This window comes from Microbispora sp. CL1-1 (assembly GCF_012034195.1).
Lineage (GTDB): Bacteria > Actinomycetota > Actinomycetes > Streptosporangiales > Streptosporangiaceae > Microbispora.
The window spans coordinates 231,421-256,301 of the sequence record NZ_JAATEK010000009.1; the positions used below are offsets into that span (position 1 = coordinate 231,421).

The 24,881-nt window shown below is 68.0% G+C and carries 19 protein-coding genes and 1 pseudogene; 5 read left to right on the forward strand and 15 right to left on the reverse strand.

Annotated elements, in window-relative coordinates:
* Nucleotides 1-57 precede the first annotated feature (57 nt).
* Together HCK04_RS14385 and HCK04_RS14390 are read left to right on the forward strand one after the other, a co-directional pair.
* Nucleotides 58-1,413 carry an NAD(P)-binding domain-containing protein gene (locus HCK04_RS14385; protein WP_260617255.1) on the forward strand — a complete coding sequence of 452 codons (1,356 nt, stop codon included), beginning with the start codon at nucleotides 58-60 and terminating at the stop codon, nucleotides 1,411-1,413.
* Nucleotides 1,414-1,417: 4 nt separating this feature from the next.
* A complete protein-coding gene (locus HCK04_RS14390; RefSeq protein ID WP_142647787.1) occupies nucleotides 1,418-2,653 on the forward strand; it encodes an MFS transporter in 1,236 nt (411 codons plus the stop codon).
* A 14-nt stretch (nucleotides 2,654-2,667) separates the two neighbouring features.
* Here the strand turns inward: HCK04_RS14390 and HCK04_RS41115 are convergent, their stop codons facing one another.
* The 3 genes from HCK04_RS41115 to HCK04_RS14405 all read right to left on the reverse strand — a co-directional run bounded on the left by HCK04_RS41115 (nucleotide 2,668) and on the right by HCK04_RS14405 (nucleotide 4,811).
* Nucleotides 2,668-2,808, reverse strand: coding sequence for a hypothetical protein (locus HCK04_RS41115; protein WP_205830228.1), 141 nt, complete (start codon nucleotides 2,806-2,808; stop codon nucleotides 2,668-2,670).
* Between the two features lie 187 nt (nucleotides 2,809-2,995).
* Entirely contained in the window at nucleotides 2,996-4,096 is a 1,101-nt protein-coding gene (locus HCK04_RS14400; protein WP_260617256.1) for a GTP-binding protein, read from the reverse strand.
* 325 nt (nucleotides 4,097-4,421) lie between these two features.
* On the reverse strand, nucleotides 4,422-4,811 hold the full coding sequence (locus HCK04_RS14405) for a metalloregulator ArsR/SmtB family transcription factor (protein WP_142647791.1): 390 nt from the start codon (nucleotides 4,809-4,811) through the stop codon (nucleotides 4,422-4,424).
* A 152-nt stretch (nucleotides 4,812-4,963) separates the two neighbouring features.
* Between HCK04_RS14405 and pepN the strand changes: the two are divergent.
* Nucleotides 4,964-7,249, forward strand: a pseudogene (gene pepN, locus HCK04_RS14410) (aminopeptidase N); the annotation flags it as partial.
* Between the two features lie 15 nt (nucleotides 7,250-7,264).
* Here the strand turns inward: pepN and HCK04_RS44180 are convergent.
* The 8 genes from HCK04_RS44180 to HCK04_RS44190 form a co-directional block, all read right to left on the reverse strand.
* Nucleotides 7,265-8,770, reverse strand: a complete 1,506-nt coding sequence (locus HCK04_RS44180) for a hypothetical protein (RefSeq protein ID WP_260617257.1) — start codon at nucleotides 8,768-8,770, stop codon at nucleotides 7,265-7,267.
* Complete coding sequence (locus HCK04_RS14415; protein ID WP_142647795.1) at nucleotides 8,767-10,002, reverse strand: FAD-dependent oxidoreductase; 1,236 nt, start codon at nucleotides 10,000-10,002, stop codon at nucleotides 8,767-8,769. The genes HCK04_RS44180 and HCK04_RS14415 overlap by 4 nt, the downstream gene beginning before the upstream one ends.
* 15 nt (nucleotides 10,003-10,017) lie before the next feature.
* Nucleotides 10,018-11,367: a metallopeptidase TldD-related protein gene (locus HCK04_RS14420; RefSeq protein ID WP_168065935.1), complete on the reverse strand. Its 1,350-nt coding sequence runs from the start codon at nucleotides 11,365-11,367 to the stop codon at nucleotides 10,018-10,020.
* Entirely contained in the window at nucleotides 11,351-12,730 is a 1,380-nt protein-coding gene (locus HCK04_RS14425) for a TldD/PmbA family protein (RefSeq protein WP_142647799.1), read from the reverse strand. The genes HCK04_RS14420 and HCK04_RS14425 overlap by 17 nt, the downstream gene beginning before the upstream one ends.
* On the reverse strand, nucleotides 12,721-13,650 hold the full coding sequence (locus tag HCK04_RS44185) for a methyltransferase domain-containing protein (protein WP_142647801.1): 930 nt from the start codon (nucleotides 13,648-13,650) through the stop codon (nucleotides 12,721-12,723). The genes HCK04_RS14425 and HCK04_RS44185 overlap by 10 nt, the downstream gene beginning before the upstream one ends.
* The gene (locus tag HCK04_RS14435; protein ID WP_168065937.1) at nucleotides 13,605-15,116 is read right to left on the reverse strand and encodes a radical SAM protein; all 1,512 of its coding nucleotides are present in this window, start codon (nucleotides 15,114-15,116) and stop codon (nucleotides 13,605-13,607) included. The genes HCK04_RS44185 and HCK04_RS14435 overlap by 46 nt, the downstream gene beginning before the upstream one ends.
* Nucleotides 15,117-15,237: 121 nt before the next feature.
* Nucleotides 15,238-15,372 carry a hypothetical protein gene (locus HCK04_RS43585; protein ID WP_259402773.1) on the reverse strand — a complete coding sequence of 45 codons (135 nt, stop codon included), beginning with the start codon at nucleotides 15,370-15,372 and terminating at the stop codon, nucleotides 15,238-15,240.
* Between the two features lie 105 nt (nucleotides 15,373-15,477).
* Entirely contained in the window at nucleotides 15,478-17,154 is a 1,677-nt protein-coding gene (locus HCK04_RS44190) for an OPT/YSL family transporter (protein ID WP_142647805.1), read from the reverse strand.
* Between the two features lie 772 nt (nucleotides 17,155-17,926).
* Here HCK04_RS44190 and HCK04_RS14445 point away from each other — a divergent pair.
* On the forward strand, nucleotides 17,927-18,958 hold the full coding sequence (locus HCK04_RS14445; protein WP_142647807.1) for an inorganic phosphate transporter: 1,032 nt from the start codon (nucleotides 17,927-17,929) through the stop codon (nucleotides 18,956-18,958).
* A 235-nt stretch (nucleotides 18,959-19,193) separates the two neighbouring features.
* Nucleotides 19,194-19,598, forward strand: a complete 405-nt coding sequence (locus HCK04_RS14450) for an arsenate reductase ArsC (RefSeq protein ID WP_142647856.1) — start codon at nucleotides 19,194-19,196, stop codon at nucleotides 19,596-19,598.
* 1,743 nt (nucleotides 19,599-21,341) lie between these two features.
* Here the strand turns inward: HCK04_RS14450 and HCK04_RS14455 are convergent.
* The 4 genes from HCK04_RS14455 to HCK04_RS14470 all read right to left on the reverse strand — a co-directional run bounded on the left by HCK04_RS14455 (nucleotide 21,342) and on the right by HCK04_RS14470 (nucleotide 24,803).
* Nucleotides 21,342-22,169 (reverse strand): restriction endonuclease, encoded by an 828-nt coding sequence (locus HCK04_RS14455; RefSeq protein WP_142647809.1) that lies wholly within the window; start codon nucleotides 22,167-22,169, stop codon nucleotides 21,342-21,344.
* The gene (locus tag HCK04_RS14460; RefSeq protein WP_142647811.1) at nucleotides 22,144-22,425 is read right to left on the reverse strand and encodes a hypothetical protein; all 282 of its coding nucleotides are present in this window, start codon (nucleotides 22,423-22,425) and stop codon (nucleotides 22,144-22,146) included. Before HCK04_RS14460 ends, HCK04_RS14455 begins: the two co-directional genes overlap by 26 nt.
* Before the next feature lie 477 nt (nucleotides 22,426-22,902).
* Nucleotides 22,903-23,838, reverse strand: a complete 936-nt coding sequence (locus HCK04_RS14465; protein ID WP_142647813.1) for a restriction endonuclease — start codon at nucleotides 23,836-23,838, stop codon at nucleotides 22,903-22,905.
* Nucleotides 23,839-23,921: 83 nt separating this feature from the next.
* On the reverse strand, nucleotides 23,922-24,803 hold the full coding sequence (locus HCK04_RS14470; RefSeq protein WP_142647814.1) for a hypothetical protein: 882 nt from the start codon (nucleotides 24,801-24,803) through the stop codon (nucleotides 23,922-23,924).
* Nucleotides 24,804-24,881 lie beyond the last annotated feature (78 nt).

Sequence of the window (24,881 nt, forward strand, 5' to 3'; positions counted from 1 at the left end):
ACAGATGCCATGCTGGCCGCGCAACTCATAGACGAATGTCGAATCAGAGGAGACGCCGTGACCACGTCCGCCGCCGAACTGCCTGTCATCGTGATCGGAGCCGGTCCCGTCGGCCTGGCCGCCGCCGCCCACTTGGTCGAACGCGGACTCGACCCACTGGTGCTGGAGGTCGGCCCGGCGGCCGGATCCGCCGTCCGGGATTGGTCACACGTGCGGTTGTTCTCCACCTGGGGCGAGGTCGTCGACCCCGCCGCCGAAAAGCTGCTAGCCCCGACCGGCTGGGTCCGCCCGGACGCGGCGACGTACCCGACCGGCGGAGACTGGGCCGAGCAGTACCTCCAGCCGCTCGCCGACGCCCTCGGCGACAAGGTCCGCTACACCACCACAGTCACCGGCGTGGCCAAGGCCGGACGAGACCGGATGGTCGACTCCGGCCGCGACGAGCAGCCCTTCACCGTGCACGTACGCACCGGCGACGGCGGTGAAGAGCGCATCAGTGCCCGTGCGGTCATCGACGCCTCCGGCACCTGGACCACCCCCAACCCGCTCGGCGGCGACGGGCTGCCCGCCCTCGGTGAAAAGAGCGCAACCGACCGCATGTTCTACCGCGTCCCCGACCTGCGGGACCCGGCCGTACGCGCCCGGTACGCCGGTCGGCGCACCGCGGTGGTCGGCTCCGGCGCCTCGGCCTTCACCGCGCTGGCGGCCCTTGCCGACCTGGCCGAGCAGGAGCCGGGCACGCACGCGGTCTGGGTCCTGCGGCGGAGCATCGGCGCGGGCACCTTCGGCGGCGGCGAGGCCGACCAGCTTCCCGCACGCGGCGCCCTCGGCCTGGCGGCCAAGGCCGCTGTCGAGGCCGGCCACGCCAGCGCGGTCACCGGCTTCCGCACCGCCGCGATCGAGCATGACGGCGACCGCCTGGTCCTCGTCGCCGACGACGGCCGGGCCACCGAACCGGTCGACGAGGTCATCGTGCTGACCGGATTCCGCCCCGACCTGTCGTTCCTGTCCGAGGTGCGCCTCGGCCTGGACGAGCGCCTCCAGGCCCCGCTCGCGCTGGCGCCGCTGATCGACCCCAACGTGCACTCCTGCGGCACCGTCTACCCCCACGGCGTGAACGAGCTGTCCCACCCCGAGCAGGGCATCTACCTGGTCGGCATGAAGTCCTACGGCCGCGCCCCGACGTTCCTGGCCATGACCGGTTATGAGCAGACGCGCTCCATCGCCGCCGCCCTGGCCGGCGACCGAGAGGCCGCCGAACGCGTCGAGCTCGTCCTGCCCGAGACCGGGGTGTGCGGCGGCTCCGGCCTGTTCGACCAGGCGGACACGGCGCAGGCGTCCGGTGGCTGTTGCGCTGCCCCGGCCACGCTGCAGATCGGTATCGGCGCTCCCGTCTCCTCCGGCGGCTGCTGACCCGGTGACCGACCTTCACGATCACACGGCCGCGACCGGAGATGACGACCGGTCGCGGCCGCGTGCCGTCCTGCCCGCCCTGTGCGCCACCCAGATCACCAGCTGGGGCGTGGTCTACTACGCCTTCCCGGTGCTCAACCCGGCCATCACCGCAGACACCGGCTGGCCGGCTCCCGCCACCACCGCGGCCTTCTCCGCCGCCCTGCTCGTCTCCGCCTTCGCCGGCATCCCCGTCGGCCGCATCCTGGACGCCCGCGGCCCACGGGCGGTGATGACCATCGGGTCCATCCTGGCGACGCTCAGCGTGCTGGCCGCCGCCTGCGCGCCCACTCTGCCATCCTTCACCGCGGCCTGGCTGCTGGCCGGGATCGCCATGGCGGCCACCTTCTACCAGCCGGCTTTCGCCGCCGTGACCCGCTGGTGGGGACCCGACCGCGTCCGCGCGCTCACCATCGTGACCCTCGCCGGCGGGCTGGCCTCCACCGTCTTCGCCCCCCTGACCGCCGCCCTCGCCGAGCACCTGTCCTGGCGCACCACCTACGTGGTGCTCGCCGCGATCCTGGCCGTCGTCACCATCCCGGCCCACGCTCTCGCGCTGAGAACCCCCTGGCCCCTCGCTCCATCGCCGCCGTCCGGGCAGCCTGCACATGGATCTGGCGATGCACTGGTGAACGTGGCCAGGAGCAGGCCGTTCCTCCTGCTGACTGCCGCGCTGACCGCCTCCGCCTTCGCGATGTACGCCGTCGTCATCGCGCTGGTTCCCCTTCTCACCACGCGTGGTGCCTCTACCACGGCCGCCGCCTGGGCACTCGGCCTGGGCGGAGCCGGTCAGACCCTCGGCCGCACCCTCTACGCCACCCTCGCCCGCCGCACCGACGTGAGGCTCCGCACCGCCGCGCTGATGGCGGCCGGTGGCGCCACCACCGCCGCCCTGGCCATCATCCCCGGACCGATTGCACTACTCACCGCGATCGCCGTCGCCGCAGGCATGGTGCGCGGCAACCTCACCCTGCTCCAGGCCACCGCCGTCCCCGACCGCTGGGGCACCGCCCACTACGGCCGCCTGTCGGGCCTGCTGGCCGCCCCCGCCACCATCGCCGCAGCTCTGGCTCCCTTCGCCGGGGCCGTTCTCGCCCCACCCCTGGGCGGATATCCGCAACTGTTCACTCTGCTTGCGGCCATGTCCGCCCTCGCCGGTCTCCTCGCCCTGGGCACCGGCCCCAACCGCATCAGGCACTGACACCACCGGTGACATCAGATGGCCGGGCTACGGCGTTCGATCATGACGACGTCGCGCCAGACGCCGTGGTGGCGTCCGATGCGTTCGCGGGTGCCGAGGACGCGGAAGCCGGCCACCTGGTGCAGAGCCAGGCTGGCCGTGTTCTCGGGGAACACACCGGATTGGATGGTTTAGATGCCGGCGTCCTCGCTTGCGGTGACGAAGGCGTCCAGAAGGGCACGCCCCAGGCCCCGGGAACCGTAATCGGCGTGGACGTAGATGCTGTGTTCGACGACGCCCGCATAGACAGGACGGGCGGAGCGGGAGGCAGCCACCCAGGCGCCTGGGGCGCCCGGCTTCACCTCATCCTGCCGCGGCGGGGATCCGGTAGGTGGGACGCGGGTAGCCAGGCTTGAACGACGGGATGCCGGCGCTCTGTACGGCCGATGTGCCGGTGGTGGCGGACACCGCCTCCACCGCCTCCGCCACCGCGGCGTCGAGCTCGGCGGGCTCGCACGCGACGCGGGCGTTGAGCCGTGCCACCGCCTCGGTGAACGTCCTCCCCGCGACGGCGTCCACGGTCGGCTCGGCGCCCCCGGCGGTCACGCTCACCTTGCTCAGGTCACCGGCGGACTCGAGGCTGACCTTCACGTGGCCGATCATCCAGGCGTTGCGGGCGGCGGCCGCGGACAGGTGCTCCATCAGCCCACGTGCCCAGGCATCGGGGTCGAAACCCTCCGCCGCCGTCACGTCCAAGCCGAGGTTCAGCCACGCCAGCGCGGCCTCGGCGTTGGCGTAGCGGTCGTAGTCGATGTCGAGACCGCGCCTCGCGGGCTCCGCGCCCAGCCAGAGAGACACCAGTTGTTCCAGACCTTCCCCCGTTTTCGCCGAGTAGCCGAGAACGGTGGCGGTCGGGTACCGCTCGCGCAGATCCGCGATGACGGCGGCGGCCTTCGCCGCACCGAGCAGGTCGATCTTGTTGAGCGCGATCACGTCGGCTTCCTGTAACTGCTTACCGAACAGGTAGGACATGTCCGACTCCGTGTCGTCCAGCGGCAGCGACGTACGGAGCGCGTCAAGCCTTTCCGGTTCGACCACGACCAGGAGAGGGGCGGGCGTGAACCGCTCACCGTAGTGGGCGCTGAGCGGCCGGATGACGGTGGCCTGCAGATCGGTGCAACTGCCCACCGCCTCGGCGAGCAGGGTGTCCACCTGGTGGCCGTCGACGAGGCGCTGCGCGACGGTCAGCAGGTCTTCGAATCGGCAGCAGAAACATCCGCCCGTCACCTCACCGGCCTCCGCGATCGCCGACCTGGCGAGCTGTGTGTCCACCAGTTCGGTGCCCTGGTCGTTGGTGATGACCGCGACATTCCGGCCCTGCGACTGGAGATGTTTCGCGACCGCGACGAGAGTGGTGGTCTTGCCCGCACCGAGAAAACCACTCAAGGTCATGAAAGTGATCAACCGGCGTTCGCCTCACTTCTGCTAACGGTGCTCCGTACAGATATCGCCGCATGGCACGGCACGAGTGAGTATTCACGTCACGGGGTGTCGCAGGGGTTTCGGTGATCCGCTATCCGCCAGCCAGCTAACAGCGTCCGTTCCACGAGGTCAAGATTCCCGACGACAGGAAACAAACGATTAACAATGCCGCGAAGTCACACCAGAAATGGGTATTGATGACAATCAATGCAGGTGCTATCATCGTTGAAAATTTATTCGTGCGCGAAAGAAGCCGCGCATCGTTTCCGCAATGAGGGCAGCGATACGCTACCGATCGCCGGATCGCCTATCGCGTGGCGGCGGCGGGCAGGGCGATGATGTTGGTCAATGCGGTGAGCGCCTCGGGCACGACACGGTAGTAGACCCAGGTGCCCCGGCGAGTAGACGTGACGAGCCCGGCGTCGCGGAGAACCCTGAGGTGATGGCTGATGGTCGGCTGGGTGAGGTCGAACGCCCCGACGAGGTCGCACACGCACGCCTCGCCGTCGAGGTGGGAGGCGACGAGGGAGAGCAACCGCAGCCGTACGGGGTCGCCGAGCGCCTTGAAGCCCGCGGCCAGCTCGATGCTCTGCTCCCGCGTCAACGGCTCCGTCACCCGCGCCGGGCGCGGCACACCGGGTTCGACCGCGGGAAGGTTCTCATGCGGCAGCAGCACAGGCTCGTCGTGCTCGGCCATGGCGATCAGGTCCTCTCCCTAAGCGCCCCGGGCGTGGGTCACCCGGCCGCATCCCCCCACGAGTCTAGACAACCCTTCCGCGAGGAGGTCTCGTCATACCGCGTCCCCCGCTGACCCACGCCGAGGCGACGGAGCGTGGCGCTCTGCTGCGCGTGCGGTCGTACGACATTCACCTCGATCTGAGCCGGACCGATGAGCCGGTGTTCCGATCCAGGAGCACGATCCGCTTCACCTGCGCCCGCCCGGGTGCGACCAGCTGGGCGGACGCACTGCCCCGGCGGATACGCACCGCCGTGCTCAACGGGCGGCCGGTCGAATACGACGACGCGGGCCGGATCCTCCTGCCCGATCTGGCGGCTCGCAACGAGCTGACCGTGGAAGCGGACTACGACTTCTCCACCAGTGGCGAGGGCCTGCACAGCTACACGGACCCGGCCGACCATCAGGTGTACGTGTACAGCCACCTGCAGCCCGGCCACGCCCCCCGGGTGTTCGCCTGCTTCGACCAGCCCGACCTCAAGGCGCCCTTCGCGATGAGCGTGACCGCTCCGCACGGATGGACCGTGTTGTCCAACAGCCCGCTCCGTGACCGGCCCGGGACGGGCGTCCACAGGTTCGCGCCCACCCCGCCGATCAGCATGTACGTGGCGGCGGTGGCGGCCGGCCCGTGGGCGTCGTGGACGGCGCACCAGGGAGACGCCGTGCCCCTGGGGGTGCACTCCCGGCGTTCCCTGGCGGAGCACCTCGACCCGGCCGTGCTGCTGGAGCGGCTCGGGGCGGGCGTGGCGTTCTTCACCAAGGCGTTCGCGACGCCCTATCCGTTCCGGAAGCTCGACCTGTGCTTCGTCCCCGAGTTCAACTTCGGGGCCATGGAGAACGCCGCCTGCGTGTTCGCCGCGGAGACGTTCGTGTTCGACCGCGCGGTGACCCGGTACGCGCACCGCCGCCGGGACGAGATGATCTTCCACGAGATCTCCCACCAGTGGTTCGGCGATCTCGTCACGCTGCGCTGGTGGGACGACCTGTGGCTGAGCGAGGCGTTCGCCACCTGGGCGGGCGTCCACGCACTGACCCGGCTCACGGACGACGTGGACGCCTGGGCCGACTTCGCCGCCGGCAAGAAGGCGCACGCGTACCTCCTGGACCAGTCGGCCTCCACCCACCCGGTCGTGACCGGCGTGCCCGACGTAGATGCGGCCGGGTCGACCTTCGACGCGCTGACGTACCACAAGGGCGCGAGCGCGCTGCGCCAGCTCGTGGCCCGCCTGGGGCTCGACGGGTTCCTGGAGGGCATGCGGCGCTACTTCGCGGACCATTCCCACGGCACCGCCGGCCGGGCCGAGATGCTCAGCGCTCTGGAGAAGGCGGGCGGCCGGAACCTGACCGCCTGGGCGGACGCCTGGCTGCTGACGGCCGGGCTCACCGAGGTGCGGGCCGACTTCGACGTCGACGAGGCCGGGTGCTTCACGCGTTTCGACCTGCTCCAGGAGGGAGTGCCGAGGCCGCACCGTCTCGCGGTGGGCGTCTACGCGGAGGACCGGCACGGCGATCTGGTCCGTGTGCGGAGGCACGAACTCGACGCCGACGGCCCGCGCACGAGCGTGGACGCGCTCGTGGGCAGCCGGTCCGGCGCGTTGGTGCTGCCCAACGACGGTGACCTGACGTACTGCCGGATCGTGCTGGACCCGCGCTCGACGGAGGAGATCGTCCACCGGATCGGCCGGCTGGCCGATCCCATGGCTCGCTCGCTCTGCTGGACGGCGGCGTGGGACATGGTCCGGCACGGGGAGCTGCCGCCGCGGCGGTTCCTGACGATGGTCCTCGGCGGCCTGACGGCCGAGACGCAGATCGGCGTGTTCCAGCGGCTCCTCGTCCGGGTCGCCACCGTGCTGACGGCCTACACCGAGCAGGGCTGGGCCCGTGCCCACGGCTGGCCCTCGTACGTGGACCTCCTGCTGGAGGTCGCCGGCACCCACGACGGCGACGCGAACGGCGACGCGGACCAGAGGCTGGCGGCGGCGCGGGCCGTCGCGGACGCGGCGCTGACGGCCGCTCACGTCGGCACGGTGCGGAAATGGTTTCACGGAGCGGCCCCGTTCGACGTGGACGACGCGTTACGCCGCAGGCTCGCCCGGTCCCTTGTCGCGCACGGCGAGCCCCTGGAGGACGTCACCGGCGCCTTCCCTGCCGCGGGAGACCGGCTCACCGAACGGCTCAGGGCGTCGGTGCCCACCGCGGAGGCCAAGGAGTGGGCGTGGACGACCATGCTGCGCAGCGGGAGCCTCGCACAGGTCCGCGCGCTCGCCGACGGCTACGCCCACCCCGCGCATCATCACCTGCTCGCGCCGTTCGCGCAGCGTTACGCGCGGGACGTCCCCCCGCTGCTGGCCGCCGTGGGTGACCGGGAACCGGCGCGTACGATCGCCGTCCGGCTGTTCCCCTCCTGGGCGGTCTCACGGCACACGCTGAGACTGATCGAGCGCCTGCCCGCCGATGACCGGTTCGTCAGGCTCACCGGGGCCGCCAGGGCCGAGCTCGCCCTCGCCGTGGACCTGTCCGAGCGGGACGCCGCCGGGTGACAGCCACTCCTCCGCGCCGCCGCCCGCGGCGAACCTCCCGAAGAGCTCCCGCATGGCCGGCCCGGCCTCCGGACCCGCGTACCACCGCTCCCCCGCCCGGCCGGTCAGGTGGTCCCACAGCGTCTCGCGCAGCATGAACGCCTGGTGATACACCAGCGGGTAGCACGGCTTGCCCTCCAGGTAGGTCTGCATCCGGTCCCACGCGGCCCCTGGGTCCACCGCGACGCCGAACTCCCGCTCGTACGAGCGCACATACTCGGCGGCCGGGTCCGGGCAGCCGTCGTGCACCGCCATCTCGTAGCAGAGGCTGGTCGCCACCAGGCGCCGTACGTGCTCACGCGCGAAGGCGAGGCGCTCCGCGGCCTCGGCGCCCACCATGACGCCGAGGTGGCGCCGCTGCCAGTCCGGCCGCCGGACGACGCGTTCCAGGGCGAAGCCGAACGCCTCGGTCAGCGCCGGGTGCGTGCGCCACAGGTCGGCGGGGTGCCGGGTGCCCGCGGTGAAGTGCAGCGCGTGCCCGAACTCGTGCAGAAGTGTGGCATGGTGCCCCAATGTCGTGCCCGGCGTGGTGGACACCCGCACGTCGGCCGGCGGCGCGACCGGCGAGCAGAACGCCGTGCCCGACTTGCCGGGCCGTGCGACGTCGTCGACGAGGATGCGGTCCAGGCATCCGCCGAAACCCCACGCGCGTACGGTGGAGCGCACGCTTTCGAGCGCGCCGCGGGCGCCCTCGGGCAGGACGGCGCGTGCGGCGACAAGGCGAGCGTCCCCCATGGACGGGGTGGCGATCGCGTCGCGTGCCCGCCAGTCGTCCCATCGCTTGAGGAACCCCGCCCGCGTGGCGTCCAGCCAGTTCCGGGCGTGGGCCACGAACCGGTCCACCTCCGGGTGCAGCGCCCGCACCAGCGCGGCGTGCGTCGGGAACCCCAGCTCGGCCCGCGCCTCGGCGTACGCGTCGAGCCAGCGCCGCCGGCCCTCGCGCAGCCGCTCCCCGACGTCCGCGAGCGCGGCCCGGACCTCGGCACGCCGCCGGTCGTCGGTGACCGTCCGCGAGAGGGCGACCAGTTCCCCGTGGGTGAGCGTCCTGCCACCGGCTTCGGCGGTGACGGTGCGCTGGAGCAGCCGCAGCCGCGCGGTCGCCTCCGTCAGCCGGACGCGGAGGTACCAGAGGACCAGCTCCCCGGCGTAGTGCAGGTCGCCGTGCTCCAATGCCGTGAGGACGAGCCCGCCGTCGGTCAGCCAGGTGAGGCCGCCCTCCGGCCGCGCCGGGTGGTCCTCGCCCTGTCCCGTCGCGGCCAGCCAGCGGGCGTGGGCGACCCTCGCCTGGAGGGCCACAAGATTTTCAACGTGGGCGGCCAGGTAGCCGGGAACGGCGGTCACGACGGGTCCACCGAGGCGGCCGGGGGCAGGCCGAGCACCTCCGAGGCGCCGTCGGCGACCCGCTGCCAGAACTCACGCCGGTCCTCCGGGAGCCCGGCGAACAGCTCCGAGCAGCGGCGGGTCATCTCCAGTGCCAGACCCGGATGGGCCAGCACGCCGCGGATCCACGCGAGCTGCCCGGGCTCCGGCGGGTCGATGCGCAGCCCCGCGAGACCCGCGCGGACCTTCCGCCCGACACGCTCGTCCAGGGTGGTCGCGTAGCTCTCCCGCGCCTGCGGCGTGTCGCCGTCGACCGCGAGCGGCACCGTGGCGGCGAGAGTCTCCGCCGCCGCGCAGGCGTCGGTGATGCCCGCGCCGAACAGCGGGTCCTTGTGGCAGTAGGCGTCGCCCGCCAGTCGCCAGCCCGGCCCCGCCGGCTCGCGCTGGAAGTTCCGCAGGCTCTTCGACGCGTACACGGGCGAGACCCGCCGTGCCGTGCGCAACCGGTCCGCCATGGCGGGGATCGACCGGAGCAGGCGCTCGTACCCCTCGTCGCCCCCCGCGTCCGCCCGGAGGGCCGCGTGCTCTTCCATGGGCGCCGACACCATGATCACCCATCGCCCGCCGTCGCACGGGCCGACCTGGAGCACGTGGCCGTCGTCGTGCCACAGCTCCAGCGCGGGCGAGGGCATGGGGACGACGTCCTCCCAGTAGGCGTGGAACGTGCAGCGCATGGCCCCGGCGTCGAAGGTGGTGGCCGCGCGGACATGACGGGCGGTCGGAGAACTCCGCCCGTCCGCGCCCACGACGATCCTGGCCTTCTCCGACCACCCCGCGCCCTCGATCCCGGCGACATGGTCACCGTCCCAGCGCAGGGACCGCACCGGGCTGCGTTCCCTGATCTCGGCCCCATGCCGGCTCGCGGCGCGCAGCAGGATCCCGCTGAGGGTCTCCCGGCGTACGCACAGGTTGTAGTGGTACGGCGAGCGGGGCAGCATGGGCGCGCCGTAATAGCCGCCCTCGACCTCCAGGTGCCAGCGCCGCAGCGGTGGCGCGCCGGTGGCGAGCACCTCGTCCAGCACGCCGAGCCGGTCCAGGAAGGACAGCGCCGTCGGGCCGAAGAAGTGGGTGGAGACGGCCGGGGCGGGCAGGCGGGTGCGGTCGCACAACAGCACCCGCAGACCCTCCCGCGCGAGCAGGGCGGCGCTCGCGGCCCCGGTGACGCCGCCCCCGACCACGATCACGTCATACATCGGCCGCTCCTCGCGTCATGTCCCACCGGCCAGCACGAACGGCATGCGGCCCGACCAGATCCTGCTCACGGCCCACCGGCGGTCGCTGACCGCGCGGAAGCGGCGGCCGAGCACCTCACGCAGGTCCAGGGCGATCGGACGCTGCCGGAGGATCCCGGCCACCCGTCCGTCCCTGATTAGAAATCCGAGCCGCAGCCTGCCCTCGACGACCGGTGAGAGGCCGGCACGCTGGTGCCCGCCCATCAGCGACTCGACGAGCACCCCTTCGCGGACGCCTGCCAGCAGGTCGTCGAAGGAACCGACGTCGGCCGATCCGGCGGACAGCGTCGCGCCGTTGAGAACCGGCGTGGCAGGTTTGAGCACCGTGCGGCGCAGCGCGTTGCCCCGGAAGCCGTGCCCTGTGGGCGCCGTCCCGCACGCGGCCGCCGTACGGACGCTGTGGTACGCCCGGACCGGGACGCCCCGCTCGACCAGCGTGAGGGGCGCGCATGGCACGCCGTCGTCGTCGCTGCCCGGCCAGGCCAGCCCGCCGGTGCCCTCGTCGTCCGGGTCGTCCGGCGCGGCCGGCTCCGAGGGATGGTCGCGCAGGCCGATCGAGGGGTGCAGGAACGGCTCGCCCAGATGCCCGGCGACGAACGAGCGGCCCGCGGTGACGGCGGTGCCGTTCAGCGCGGTGACCAGCGGGGTGAGCAGGGTGTGCACCGCGGACGGGGCGAGCAGCACGTCGTGGTCGCCGGAGGGCGCGTCGGCGGCGGGCAGCCCGTCCCATCCGGCCGCGGCCTCCAGCCACGCCGAGAGCGCGGCGGGCAGCTCCGGCGTCCGGGTCCAGCCGGTCCACGGCAGCTGGACGGCCGTCCCTTCCGCCAGAGCGGCGATGTGGAAGAACCGGTCCGAGGTCGTGGTGCGCCGGTCCGGGGCCGCGCGGTGCACCGCCTGTTCGGTCCGGGTCACCGTGCCGTGCACGGTCAACCCGGCCGAGCGTTGCAGCGCGCCCAGCCGCTCGGCCAGGAGCCGTACGGATCGGGTGCCCTGATCCGGGGCGGGCCTCTCGGCGGCCAGAAGGGCGGCGTTCCTCCCGGCGACCGGGTCGGGTGACGCCGGGGGCCCGTGAGCCGCGTTCCGTACGGCCTCGCCGACGAGCCCGCGCACGTCGTCGAGGCGGGTCGTGGTGGCCGTGCCCACCCGGCCGTGGAGGTGCACCCGCAGGCACAGCGCCGTCTCGTGCGCGGACCTGACCAGGTCGGGCACGCCCGAACCGACCTCCACCACGGTGTCGTCGCGCTCGACGGCCAGGATCTCCCAGTGGCCGGCGCGGGCCGCGGCCTCCGCCGCGACGTGGTCCAGCCGGTCAGCCAGAGGTGACACGTATGCCTCGCAATCGCAGCATGGGGGCCCAGGAGCTGACCGGCAGCCCGTTCTGGCCCTGCTTGCCGCAGCTCGCCGAGGTGTCGCCGCGCCACTGCTCACGGCCGATCGCGTCGATGGCCGCGAAGGCGCCGAGCACGTCGCCGGACAGCACCACGCCTCTGACCCGGCCGCGGACCTCGCCGTCGCGGATCTCCCGGCACTCCGCCGGCAGGAAGGTGAATCCGGCGCGGTCGGTCTGCCCGCCGAGCACGCCGCGGGCCAGCAGCCCGCGCGCCACACCGCCGATCATCTCCTCCTCGGAGGCGGCACCGGGGGCGATGGCGATCGTCCGCAGCCGGGGCAGCGGCGGGTGGCGGAAGTTCAGGGCTCTGGCGTTTCCGGTGGGGTCCTCGCGGAAGGCCGCCGCGGTGGAGCGATCGTGCAGCCGGGGCCGGGTGACGACGCCGTCGCGCAGCAGCTCCACCGGAGACCCCGCCGTGCCCTCGTCGTCCACCGGTACGAATCCCCGCGCACCGGGACGTCCGGGGTGATCGGTGATCGTCAGCATGGACGGGCCGAGCCGGCGTCCGGGGGCCAGCGACCGTTGCAGAGGCGCGTCCCCGAGATGGTGATCGGCCTCGGCGAGATGCCCGATCGTCTCGTGGGCCCAGATGCCGGCCAGCGGGCCGTCGCAGACCACGTCGTACTCCCCCGGTGCCACCACGGGGGCGGCGCGCAAATCCACCGCGGTCGCGACGGCGGCCTCCACGTCCGGGCCCAGACCCCGCACCACCGAGAAGTCGCCGCCGCTGCCGGCCGACACCGAGCCGGCGGTCCTCGCGGCGCCGCCGTCGGCGTAAACGGTGATCTGTAGCGTCAGGTCCCTGCGCCGGTAGGAGACACCGGTCCCCTCGCTGGTGAACAGCTCCACGTCCGCGACCGACTCGCGGTAGTAGACGAGCGCCCCGGTCACGCCGGTATGCGCGGCCAGCGCCGCCGCGTGGTAGGCGCCGAGCAGTTCCACCTTCTCCGCCAGCCCGACCGTCTCCGCGAGCTCGCCGATCTCGCCGGGACGGTCGTCCCGATAGGGCCGGTGTGCGGCGAGGCGTCCCGCCGCACACCCCAGCTCGACGGCGTCCCGCGCGGCCCTGCGCAGCACCGGCCCGGCGTCCATGGCGGTGTCCGACGCGAACGCCGACCCCGACCGGCCGATCACACGGGCACAGCACCCCTCGTCACGGCTGGTCACGCTGCTTTCCAGGCCGTCGCCGCGCCACACCAGGTCGACGGTCCTCGCGCGTTCGACGCGTACCTCGGCGTAGTCGTCCGCCCGGAGACCGACGTCCCGGAAAAGCGCGGGCGAGCCGCCGGTCAGCAGCACGGTCGGGCGGGGCTGTCGTCCCGGTAGGCGAAGATCATGGCGCTGGTGACCTGCGCACCGTCGCGGTACGGAACGAGCCCGTCGCTGCGCATGTCCACGCTGCCGAAGCCCGCGCCGAGCACCAGGTCACGGTATTGGCTCTCGGTCATGCCCACCACGCACCGGGCGAAGTCCTCCGCGCCTGCGGACTCGCCGGCCGCCACATCCGCCGGGGGCGGGCCGTCGTCGGAGTACACGACATCGGAGATCACCGCCACCCCTCCCGGGCGCAGGACCGCCGCGACCGCGTGAAGCACTTCCTTCTTGTCGGGGAACATGCCGAGGACGCAGTTGCTCATCACCACGTCCACGCTGGCCTCACGCACCGGTGGGCGCCGGATGTCGCCGACCCGCACGTCGATGTTCCTGAGCCCCATCTCCCTGGCCGCGCGCCGAGCCGTCCTGACCATCTGCATCGACGCGTCGACGCCGATGACCCGGCCCGTCTCACCCACCCTGCGCGCGGCGATCAGCAGATCCAGCCCGGCGCCGCAGCCGAAGTCCACGACCGTCTGCCCGGGGCGCAGGCCGATCGCGTTCATGGGCGAGCCGCAGCCGCTCGACAGCTCCAGGACCCAGCCGGGGATCTCGGCGAGCTCCTCCGGGGTGTAGACCGACGTGGGAGAACAGCACAGCGTGCTGGTGCCCTGCACCGCCAGCGCGTCGTAACGCTTCTTGACGTGCGTCTCGACGGGAACGGGACGCTGGTCGGCCGGGACCGCTTCCAGGGCCGCTTCCGGGGCCACGCAGCAGCCCGACGCCTCGTCCGCGGTCGCCGGGGCGCATCCGCAGGCGGCGGGCTCGGCGACCGTGCCGGCCGACGTTCCCGGCCGGATCAGCTCATCCAGGGAAACGAACCCACGCGTGTCATCTGCTCCCACGTTCCCTCTTCTCCTTCCGGTCGGTTCGCGTGCTCCTGCTGCCGGCGCAGCGCCATGGGCAGCAGGTAGGCCAACTGGGTCTCGACACGCGTCGTGATGCTGGACACCTTGGGGCAGTAGCAGGTGTTGAAGTCGCCGCCGTTGGCCGCCCACGCCTTGATGGGGCAGCCGCCGCCCCCGCAGAACAACTTCACGTTGCAGTCGCGGCACATGGGCACGGTGTCCACGTGGCGGTGCCGCCAGGGATCCCGGTAGCCGGCCGCGTAGCTGAACTCGGGATAGAACGTCCCACAGGCGTGCTGGGGACGGCCCACGGTCTCGGGGCAACCGTAGATCTTGCCGTTGGGGTCGAAGGCGACGACGCTCGTGCCGGCGCTGCATCCCTGGAGGTTGGGCCGCAGGCGGTCGCCCTCCAGGACGGCCGACCTGATGCGGGCGAGGTCGGGCTGCAGCATGCGGTCCACCAGGGGGTTCTGCTGAACCATGCGCCAGAAGGCCTCCTGGAGCCCGGCCTTGACGTCCCCCCGGACCATGCGCTTGCGCTTCTCCTCGGGGTGGTCGGGGGTGACGTACAGGAACGTGGTGGCCTTGGTGAAGCCGTTGAACAGGCGGATCTTCGGGTGGTCGAGCCACCCCTTGGCCTGTGCGAACTCCGCGAAGCGCGGCATGTCGTCCACGCTGTCCTCGTCGATCAGCACCCGGATCAGCACGCGGATGCCGGCGTCCGCGGCCACGTCGATGCTGCGCTCGATGAGCTCGAACGTCGGCCTGCCGTTGCGGAACACCCGCCGGGTGTCGTGGGTCCTCGGCGTGCCGTCCAGGCTGACCTGGACCTCCTCACAGCCGTACTTGAGCAGCATCGGCACGTACGCGTCCAGCGCCACGCCGTTGGTGATCGCGGTGACCGGGTAGCCGCGGTCGTACGAGCCGCGCAGGATCTGCTCGACGGCGCCGCGCTGGTAGGGCGTGTCCAGGAGCGGTTCCCCGCCGAACAGGGTGATGTACGGCGGGCCGGAGTTCTGGTGCCGGTCCTGGATCTCGGGGATGGTGTCGAACGCGGCCTCGATCATCTCCTCGTCCATGCGCGGGCTCCTGGTGGTCAGCTCGCCCTCGAAGCAGTAGGGGCACGCCAGGTTGCACACGAACGACGGGATGAACATGAACTGGAACGGCGCCTCCTGGATCGCCTGGAAGTAGCCGTCGACGATGGCGCGGTAGCGCGCCTCCTCCTCGGCCAGGTCGGTGCAGACGTACCCGCGCTCCAGCAGGCCGGCCACGAGCTCACGGTCGACGGCCTCTCCGGCGCGGACCCGTTCCAGCGCGGCGACCTCGGCGGGGGTGACGATGTCCATCGATCCGGACACCGCGTTGGCGAGGACGCTCACCTTGCCGCTCTCGCCGAGATAGGCCGGGTCCAGGGTGCCCTCGGGGAGCTCCACCGAGAAGGTGACGGTGTTCGGGCTCACAAACATGGTGTGTCTCCCAGAAACGGTGTCCTGTGGTGCCGCCGGGGGTGGGTGAGGGGGCGGGCCGGGAAGTGGAGGGCGCGGCAGGGGATACCTGTGCCGTACGGTCCGCCGGCCACGGTCACTCGCAGCCGTCGGGGTCGTTGGCCATGATGCTGGTCACGACGTCGAGGTTCTTCCGGCCGCGCATGGCGGTGCAGCAGTCGGTCTGCTTCTCGGACACTTCGGCGTTCTCGATCATGGAAATGGCGATCATAGGTATCACCTCCTCCGCTGTGATCTCTGCCGCGCTCTCCGGCCCGCTCCCCGCCGCGTCGCGGCGGGGAGAGTCGTTGGTGGGGCGCGTGCCCCGGGTTGCGGGTCACCGCAGGACCTCCCGCACGATGAGCACCGCGATGGTGATCAGGCCCTCTCCGATGATCAGACCGGAGGCGACGATCTCGGTGCCGCTGCGCCGGCCGGGGTTGCGGCGGGTGAGCAGCCACTGGGTCAGGCCTCCGGCGGCGAGGGTCAGCGAGTTCGCGGGGGGAAGCAGCACCCCGAGGCCGATCATCGTGGGCATGGCCGAGGTGAAGGCAAGGCCCAGGCCGAGGGGGCTCGAAACGGCCAGCGCGAGGGCCACGGTGGCGGGGTATTCGGCCGATCCCCGGACGGTGGTGTCCACGAACTGGACCGCGGTGGCCACAGGAGCGGGAAAGGAGCCTCCCCCGAGCACACCCGCGCGGCTGAGCACCGCGATCACCAGGACGCCGACCACGGCGCCGGCAAGGCCGCCCGCCAGTTGCGTCCAGCCCGTCAGCCGCCCGGGCGGCTCGGCCAGTCCCTCGGGACGGTCGTGGGCGACCTTCACCGAGTAGGTGAAGTACACGGCGGCGAGGGCCGCGCAGCAGATGGTCGAGGCCATGAGCAACGCCGCCGTCCGGTCCGCGCCGGATACGGCGAAGGCCACGACGCTGAAGTAGAGCGCCGGGGACAACGGAACCAGCCCGATCTCGCCGCCTGCTCGGGTGAGGAACACGGTCATCACGGCGAGCAGCACGACGCCGAGCAGGCCGTAGCCGAGGTAACGCAGAAGGGACGGGTACACCAGCGCCGGCAGCGCCGTTCCCACGAGGACGGCGACGGCGAGCCACCGCGTGGGGCCGGGGAGCAGACGGCCGCCCTGGAGGGAACGCGCCAGCGGGCCGCGGACGCGGGCGATCGAGGCGAGGGAGTAGCCGAGGATGAGGCCGACGCCGGCGGCGAGCACCCAGGGATAGGACAGATGGTCGGTGTACGCCACGGACCGGCCCTCGGTGCCGTCCTGGACCACCCACACGACGACGGTGTACGCCGCGCCGGCCGCAAGCCAGGCGCACGCGCGCGGGCCGATGAGGAAGCCGACCCCGTACAGCAACGGCGAGAGGGCCAGGGCCAGATGGGTGCCCGTGACCTCAGGCGTGATCTCGTGCCCCCACAGGGCGACCCCCAGGGCCGACGCGGCGCCCACGCCGGCGGCGATGGGGAGCATGCGGCCGAGCCGGTCGTTCTCCCCGTCCTTGGGGCGGCTGAGCGACGCCATCAGGGTGATGGCCGGCTTCAGGGTCGGATAGGGCAGCCTCTCGGCGACCACCAGGGTCCGCGCGACGAGCCCGCCGAGGAGGATGCCCACGGCGTTCGCGGCCATCGCCAGCAGCACCAGGAAGCCCCAGGCCGGCAGCTCACCGGCCCGCAGGACCACGGCTCCGACGCCGGTGTCCAGCGCGGCCGTGGCCATGTATCCGCTGGACGCGATGGAGAAGACGACGAAGAGACCCTGCCAGCTGAGCGCTCCCGCCACCCGGAGCAGCGCCGCGCCCAGCGCGGCCACCAGCGCCGACCCTCCGAAGGACGTGCCGGTGCGGAACAGGACCAGCACGTTGAGGACGCAGAGCAACACGCCGATGGCCAGGCCGATGAGTGTGGCCCAGACGTACGATCCCCGCCAGCCGGCGAGAGCGCCTGCCGCCGGGGTCGAATGCGATGGGGCCGGGGACGCGATGCGCTCCTTTCCTCCCACGGAGCGCCTCCCATCTCAGCCGGGTGAACTGCATTGATAACTATCGATCCAGCCGACAGGTGCACATTAAAAGGGGCCGGCGGGAATGGTCAAGACTCTTGACGAGATTGGCTATTCATGCAGACGACCCTTGTTACACCACCATGACGAAACCTTTCGGAATCACGCCGTACAACAAAGCCGCCGATTTCACCAGCCCGCACATCCTGTGATCGGGCGAGCAGGATGTCGGCACCCGGACATCGGCGGCCGTACAGCCCGGCCCACGACACGATCGGTGGTCAAGGCAGTCAATAACTGTTTACATGATCTTCATTTACAGGTCTTGACGATGGTTTCGATAGTCCTGACGCTGTTTTCATCGGACAGCGGATCGACGATCCGAAGGTTGGTGATGCGTGCACGTCGAACAGGCCGTACGACAGAATTACAGCATTACCGCACCTCGCCACGAGTCCCCGAGGCGGGCCCGCGCCGCCCTGATCCGCAATGCCTTGCGGAATTCCTCGGATGCATTGGAACTCGGATGCATTGGAAAAGGATTACGGCCGCGGAGATCCCGTGGTCCGCGGCCGGGCGAGTCCCCCGCCGGCCGCAGGACGTGCGACGACCCCTGGGGAACTGCGACTGCTGACCCTGCAGAAGACGGCGCCTGATGCGCCGGTTCCGAGATCGCTCTCCGGTCTGATGCCCGCCGACGTGTAGCCAGGCCCCGCCATACCTCTCGCTGCGCGCTCCCCCACGAGCACCGCAACCCCCCGGAGGCATACCCATGGAAGTGCTCGTACTTGTGCTCGTGCTCTTACTGGCCGCGGCCAACGGAGCGAACGACGTACCGAAGGGTGTCGCCACGCTCGCCGGCGCGGGCGTGACGAAGATCCGCACGGCCATCGCATGGGGCACCGTAGCCACCACTCTCGGGTGCCTCGTCTCGTTGACGTTGGCCTCGAAGATGACCGAACTCTTCTCCAAAGGCATCGTCTCCGCCACGCCCACCCCGGCTTTCACGGTCGCGGTGCTGATCGGAACCATCTTCTGGGTCGTCTTGGCCACCGTCCTGAAGTTGCCCGTCTCCACCACCCACGCCCTGGTCGGCTCGCTTCTTGGTGCAGGAAGCCTGTTCGCCGGCTCCGCGGTCGAGTGGAACGGACTGCTCGGGAAGGTCGTGCAGCCGCTGCTGCTGAGCATCCTGGTGGCCTATGCCATCTCAGCCGTATTAGGAATCATCACCCGGAAAGTCGTGTCGATCCGTACTGCGAGAACGGAACGAATCCCGGTTCCGGCCCCGGACGGTGACGCCGCGCCGGTCGCGACCTTGACGGCACAGGTCGAGCGGACCAAGGCGCAGCAAGCCATCGGAATCGCCCACTGGGCGACAAGTGGCCTGGCGAGCTTCGCCCGGGGCCTCAACGACGCGCCCAAGATCGTTGCCATCGGCTCCTTCGCACTGGTGGGCGGTATGACCCCGACCGGTCTGCTGTTCGCCGTCACCGCGGCGATGGCCATCGGAGGTGTCGTGGCGGGCTCTCGCATCGCCGACCGGCTCGCGTACTCCGTTATCAAGATTCCTCATGTCGAGGGTTTCACCGCCAATCTCACGACCGCGAGCCTCGTCGGACTGGGTGCCATGTTGGGCTTGCCCATGTCGACCACGCAGGTGTCGGCAGGGGCCATCTCCGGCATCGCGGCCAATGACCTGTCCAGGCTCAACAAGAAGACGGTCCGTGACCTTCTGATCGCTTGGTTGTGCACACCGCCTGTCGCCGCCGCCGTAGCCGCAGGGGCGTATCTACTGCTCAGGTAGCGCGCGCACCAGACTGGACGGTCGACGGCAATGCCGTCTCAGCAGGAGGCCTGGTGGACCGAGGCGGCGTACGTCAACCGAGGATGCCCCCTTGTCGCCTCGCGTCATCTCGGCCACGGAGGACAGCGACGGAGGAGCCCTGCGGTCGCATGCGGCGGGAGCACCGCTTCGAGGACCGGTGGCCATCGGCCAGAACGAATATCAGGAACTCCCAGACAGATCGAAGGGACCATCCATGCCTCCGATGCCCAGCGTCCTGTTCGTGTGCGTACACAACGCCGGCCGTTCCCAGATGGCGGCCGGCTGGCTCGCGCATCTGGCCGGCGACCGCGTCCAGGTACGTTCGGCCGGATCGGCGCCCAGGGAGCAGGTCAACCCCGTCGCCGTAGACGCCATGCGCGAGGTCGGCATCGACATCAGTGCCGAAAGACCGAAGCTGCTCACTGCCGACGCCGTCGAGGCATCCGACGTGATCATCACCATGGGCTGCGGTGATGCATGCCCTATCCTCCCCGGCAAACGGTACGAGGACTGGAAACTCGACGACCCGGCGGGGCAGGGCATCGATGCTGTGCGCGTGATACGGAATGAGATCTACGACCGTGTGAAGGTTTTGATGGTCGAACTTCTGAAGCCCTGACGCGCTTCCCAGGAGTACGCGGGTGGCTCTCGTGGTCGGCGTCCGTGGCACCCACCTCGCCCACAACCTTCGGGTCTCTCACGCCTCGTGAGCACGATCGGGTTCGAGTGCGGCGAGCAGCTGGGTGATCAGGAAGGCCAGGAGTCCATCCTCGAACGGCTGCCCGCCATGCCCCTCACGAGAGCGGTTCCTCTTGGGACGCTTCCAAGACTCCAGCCGTAGATCGTGATCTTGCGTGCTCTCCACGTCACTTCCGCGTCGGTGTGGCGAACGACGGTCACCAAGTCGTGGCCAGGAAGGTTCACCACGGCAGCCACAGGCGTCTGCGAATGGTCTTCCGCAGGCAATGCGTTGTTGATCGAGTTCGCACCGCCCAGAAGCGAGGCCCTTTACGGTGTAGATCTATAGTCCGCTTGAACACGAGGCACTCCCCCAGCCAGAAAGCCGGCGAATGCGGTGACACGCTGGACATACATCTGTCACTGGGCGGCACGGTCCGGGAGGGCGACTCTTGATGACACTTGGGTGACACAACAGAAAAGCCACAATCCCCGATCTTGGGAACTGTGGCTCTGACCTGCTAGAACAGTGTCGGGACGGCGGGATTTGAACCCACGACCCCTTGACCCCCAGGACGTTGGTGTAGTCGTTATTGCAGCTCAGTCGTATTCAGAGGCGCGAGGGCAAGGTGAGCACACGTGCCCGTTGTTCGGCTGTGCGCATAGCGTGTGGTCCCCGGATGGTCCCCAGCGGACACCTCCGCCATCGCCTTCTTACCGGCGGCTCCGAGAGAGGCACGGTGCCTGTGCAGACCGAACGACGCGAACACCCGTGCTAATGACACCTTGTGTCGATGTGATTACGATCCGACTGGGCCGGTTGTGATCCCCGATACGAAGGGCGGTGCCGGGTGGATTCGCTGATGATCTACGGGCACGGGCTTATCTCATCGCTGCGGGCCTGTGCCCGCTCCGGCGATTCGGTCGACTATTGCGACGGCGAGCCTGGAGAGGAGCCGCGCCTGTCGGGCCCTGCTGCTGAGTGAAGTGCCCCTGGTGCACCCCAGCGAGCCTGGGCGTGCCGAACCTCACGCTTTGCGAACTGCCTGAAGAGGTGCCCGGTCCGTATGGACCACTCTCCCCCGGCCCCGATAGCTGCCAGGATCGGTATGGCGCGCTAGCAGCTCGGGAGGTCTCTTAACATCACGCCGTCTAAACTGCCAAACCGCTGACCTGGGGGTATACGGGTCGAGCGACCGTGAGTCCCCGTAATTCCCTGCGGACCGCCGACCGTACGGGCACGCAACGGGCACGCCGGCGTGGTTCCTTTCCTCAGATGCCGCAGTAGAACTCGAACTCTCTCCTGCCGCCTCTCCACCTGGGCGTATGCCATGGAGTAGTGCCCTGACCTGGCAATACGGCTCTCAACGTCTCCTACTGACTTCCGACGTTTTACGGCCTCGGGCGGAACCAGAACGGAACTGAGGTGCGCGGGCCGACGACGGAGACGCAAGCCAGGGCTGACGCTGAAGCGGAACTCTGATCGCCATCCTGCCGACCTGCGTCGGGATACTTGCTGCGCTGGTCGGGCGGTCTTCTGGTCTCGCGTCGGTGGTCGTTGGCTGCCGACGTTTCACGGTGTCTTGTGCCCCCTATGTGCCCCAGCATCAGACTGAGGCGCAGCCGTGGGGCCGCGCTCGGATCACACGACGTAGTTCTGAATCGCCACCTCCCGATAAGTCAATCAATTGGCTCGAATCCGATTGATTAGCTCGGTCATTTCGGATGGCTGTAGTTCCGTCCAGTCCAAAACCTCACCACCGAACCCTGTCATGTGTTCATATATCCTCTTGCAAGTTTCAATCTTTCCCTCGATCAGCACATAGAATGTAGGCCAGTCAGCAACATAGAAAGGGACGCTACTGTCCATAGGAATGAAAGGCACTGGCCATTCATTCTGTTCGGCCTGATCCACTGTGCTGCGAATAAAAGTAAGCTGGCCAGTTAGCGCGAGAGGGCTTTTCTCGCCAAGTATGTCGGTCGGTCCAATGTAGCGCGCCAGAACTCGGCTACGATCCGGCTCGGTCAGCTGTCCCAAGGCGTAAAAACTTTGCAGGAGCTTGTTTATCTCTTCGTTCATTCGCCTCAGTCGCAGTCTATGTATTTCTTGCGCCGCGTCCTGGCGAAAGTCTTCGAGGCTCGTAAGAGTTACATTCGCGTTCGAGGCGGCGCGGATCGCACCCGACTGAAAGCCACGATCTGAGAACATCAGCCCCCTGTCGGCGCCGACGTCGCTAACGATCCCGAGTAAAGTTAGTACTCGCTCTTTCGGAACGGGCCTATTCCATTTCTTGCATTCGATTACCCATAGCTGGGTTATTCCGCCAATGTTCATTCGAGCAGTCACATCAATGTCATGAACCCCTCGAACACCCTCTATTCTTTCATTGATCTGCACATCGAACCCAAGCTCCTCCATCAGGCTTCCGACGGCAATTTCATAATTCTTCCACTCCGGTTTTTTCATTGATATTTGCTCCTGCACATCATCGTTGGACGAGAGGGGCGACATCGACACCTAGGTGCTTTCTGGCTTTCGACAGGAATTCATCCTTTGCCGCATACGCTTCCCTATAGATCCTTTCCCATTCTTCCGGATTCGTTTTCTCTCCTCGTGCAAAGTCTTGCAGTTGTTCCGCAACTGCACTCCATCTATCTGCTGCATTGATTGTGTCCTGATCTCCCAGCAGTAGGACAGACTCGAACCTCCATGCACGCTCCAAAGAAGCACGGTTCAGCTCTTGCAGACCGTTTTCGATGTCGCTCAATGCAGTCTTACTATAATGGTCAGTTATCCCTCGCGCCGCAGCTAATCGCCCACACAATAGGATGACAGCCCGGACAGCGTGAGCGTATTCAACATACGTCCTATGACGCTCCGCATCCCACCGTGTTGCGTACTGACGCCTCCACCGCGAGCGCTCGTTTAGGCTGGTCGCCATGTAAGATCCAAGTGCGCCGATCACTACGCCAAGTAATGCTGGCAATTGAGATAAGAAGGAGCTCATGCACTCTCTCCGCGAGGTGGTGAATGTGAAGGATCGGATGACCGACGAACGCGATCACGATTAGCTCAAGATTATGGCTCGCTTGCCGGCCCCCAGGTACACACGCTCCATCCTGACGACGTGGGTTGGATGGTCTGCTGTGCTGGTCGAGCGGCCTTGCGAGGCCCTAGGGGTAAAACGACGCGGCGTGCAGCTCGAGGCATTTCGTTTCCTCTCGCTGGCGTGACTGCGCCAGACCTATTCACCCAACATGCGGGTAGCCGGAAAATAACAATCACCGGTCTCGTTGACATATCGTTTCTTGCGAAGAAGTAGATCGTCCAGTCGAACGCGACCATCAAGGATCATGAAGATGTCGGAGCCGTCCATTGTGATGAAGGATGATGCCGACTCGTACTGCTTCAATGCGTCAGAGCTGAATCCATTGATGCTCACGTAAAGACCTAGAGCATTCTTTCCCTTGCGTGCGATCTTCATCCCGAACACATCTAACTGCTCACGAGATACAACACCTTTCAGCCACTTGGCTTCCAGCACATAATCGTCGGTGTCAAAGCTGAATGCCCCGTCGATTTGCTCTAGTTCTAACGAGTAGGCCGCCCTCGGATTGAAATCAAAAAGCCAGAAAAGATCGTTGAGAAATCCTTCGAATTTACGTCCTCGCGCTTGGGGGTCCGAAAGTGAATGCAGCACAAGGAATTGCTGCTTCAACTCGTCCAGAGCCTTGGAAGTTGCGCGCCCCTTCTCCGCTTCTTCGACGGCATTTGCCAATTCTTTCGCAAATCGCGCATGCTCTTCTGCTATCTCGCGGTGCTGAGTTGTCAGATCGCTAAGATCCGCAACAGCCTGCTGCGCACGCTCTAGCCAGCTAGGGTCTTCAAGTTGCTCTAACTCTCTAAAGCGCTCCATCGAGGAGATCTCAAGCATCAGACTAATAGATACTGACTGATACTTGCGTTCTCCGTGCATCAGTCGAGAGACTAGTGCATCGACAGTATCTCGCTTAGGTGCGTTTTCCAGATCCAAGCCAACTAAGAGTTCCGGGTATTCTCGCAGCGCGGCACGCAGGAAGCGCGCTAGCGACTTCTTGTACCAGAAAATTAGAGAGAGTGAATCTGCTAACGCATCATAGGCAAGTGGGCTGATCTTCTTGAAGCCTGACGTTCCGGTCATTCATCCTCCATCTGGTAGCGCGGTAGAAATTCGAGTCGGCCTAACAGGTTGAACTCATTGAGCCTGTCGGACGATTTCAGCCTCTAGCCATCACCCAGCGCGATGAGGCTAAGGCTCTGATCTTCATTGACCTTTCTGAATATTTTCCAGATAGGCCCAAAATCAGCGGCGAGGCCCTTGCATCGTCTAAGGATGCGCTGGAGGAAAGCGCGAACAAGATGATCCAGATCCCTATCTAGGCTAGTTTCTTCCACTAAAATTCTTTCGATGTGGATTACTCCGCTGTTTTTCCAGTGTCGATCTCTGGTGGTGTCGGCGCCAGCTCGTCCGCGGTGGTGAGGCCCATCCACTTCGATAAGACCGATCTTTCCTTGTCTGACCACCAGAAAGTCGGGAGTCCAAGACGAACCAATGCCCACACGTCCCAGAGGGAGAGGGAAGATCGTAATTGTATTGGCTGGATCATGTTTTACAAGGTCGGCCTGGGCTCGCTTGAGTGCGTCGTAAACTTTGATCTCTTCGAGAGAGTCAAAGTTGAACCCATCACGCCGCAGTCGCGGGTCTGGCTCAACCCGAACAGCATGGTTCGTTACGGTACCGCCAGACAGTCGCGCATACAGAGATTCCCGCCATGTGTGATCAACGAATGGCAGTGCGGCTCCAATGACTACGTCATATATGTGCACGTCATGGCGAGCTGCGATTTTCCTCAGGACCGATTCGACCCGCTCTATGATCTCTGGAGTAAAACGTTTAGCCAGCCACCCGGGGGCGTTCAGGCAGGCCCGATAATTTGTTATGTCGTAGTCGCGTTCCCACGCGATAAAATCGATATCCGCGACATCTAGAAGAAGGGCCGCAGCTTCGACATCGCCCTGTTCATCCAAATAGAAAGCAGACTGCGCCAAGATCAGTTCGTCGCGAGCAAGATCTTTGGCTGAGCCTCGGGTCTCATCAGGGGCCACGGTTCGAGTGTAGATCGCCACGTGCCCGCCGTCCCCTCTGCGTTTCACCCCACTCGTCCGGGAAGCAAACCAGGGGCC